The organism is Parafannyhessea sp., from assembly GCF_051876455.1.
GTDB lineage: Bacteria > Actinomycetota > Coriobacteriia > Coriobacteriales > Atopobiaceae > Parafannyhessea.
Map to the genome: position 1 here is coordinate 1 of NZ_JBJEHW010000186.1, position 1,367 is coordinate 1,367.

General features: G+C 67.5%; 2 protein-coding genes. One reads left to right on the forward strand and one right to left on the reverse strand.

Annotated features, from left to right (window positions below):
• A partial coding sequence (locus ACI38Z_RS08035; protein ID WP_439789676.1) for a hypothetical protein occupies positions 1 to 681 on the forward strand: 681 nt, incomplete at its 5' end.
• A gap of 47 nt (positions 682 to 728) precedes the next feature.
• Here ACI38Z_RS08035 and ACI38Z_RS08040 read toward each other — a convergent pair.
• Positions 729 to 1,367, reverse strand: a 639-nt coding sequence (locus ACI38Z_RS08040) for a DUF6273 domain-containing protein (protein ID WP_439789677.1), incomplete at its 5' end; no start/stop codon positions are given.

Sequence of the window (1,367 nt, forward strand, 5' to 3'; positions counted from 1 at the left end):
GCGGGGGACAGGAAGAAGTGGCCGTTCGTGGTCGTGGGCGTCGTGGCGGTGGCCGCCATCGCGGTGGGCGTCGCGTTTGGCACGGGCGCGCTGGGCGCTCGGACGGGGAGTTCGGGATCCGGCACCGCGACGCAGTCCGCGACGTCGGGCTCGAAGGGCTCCGCGGGGAAGGGCTCGAGTTCGGGCTCGGGCGCGAGCTCGGGCAAGTCAAGCGCGAGTGCGACGGACGGCTCGTCCGACGACAGTGGCTCGAGCAACTCCGCGGCGGACGCGACCGTCGCGTACGACCCGTCCACCGGCAGGCTCGAGTTTGAGGACTACGGCATCGGCGTGACGCTGCCCACCGGGATGAGCTACACCGTGGACTCGGATGGCAACGGCATACACATGAAAGATTCGTCCGCGGACATGAACATCTACGCGTGGACGAAGGCGAACTCGGACGGCGCCACGCTCGACAGCGAGCAGGCCGCGGCGGCCGGGAGCCACAACCTCACGTACAAGACGCAGGGCGACGGGTGGTTCGTCGTGAGCTACTGGGACGGTAGCACGGGCCACTACCTGCGCGAATACGTGGATGACAGCCGCATCGTGACGCTCGACTTCACGTGGCCCAAGAGCCGGCAGGACGAGGGCTCCAAGGTGATAGACGACATGACGAAGACCATCACGACGGAGTAGCTGCGGTGCGCGGCCGCAGGCAAGTGCAAGCGACGCCGCCGCTTCGCTTAGATGCAGAAGCCCGGCAGCGCGGTGGTCACCTTGCCGTCGCCCGTGGCGGCCGTGGCAAAGTCGAACACGTCGCCGTTGGGGCCCACGCGGTTGAACCAGGTCTGGTTGTCCGCCTCGGAGCAGTCCGGGCTGGGGGAGCGCGTCCACCAGTAGCAGCGCTTGCCGTTCCACTTGCGGCGCGTGGCGGTGTTCGACATGGCGTCCGTACTCACGTCCTGGTCGCTCCACAGCAGGTACTGCGTGCCCTCCGCGCCGATGACCTCCGCCACGTACATGAAGTCCTTGCCGAGCGCGGCGGCGCTGCGGTTGCCGCCAAGCTCCTCTACCGAGAAGAGCCAGAGTTTGTCGCTGGTGGCCGTCACGCTGGACGCGACCTTGGTGGCGCCCGCGTTGTTGGTCAGCTTGGTTGCGGCCTTGATGTGCTTGGACAGGTCCTTGGGGAGGCGCGACCAGAACTCGTCGTTAAGCCAGGAGCGCATCTGGCACTGCTCCCAGCCGCCCGATGCCATCTTGGTGCCGGACATCGCACGCTTTGCGACGGGCTGCGTAAAGGCAAACGTCATGCCGGCCTTGCCGCCGGACACGTCGTCGTGCCAGAAGTCCACCACCTGCACGGTGGCGGAGGTGCCGTCGGA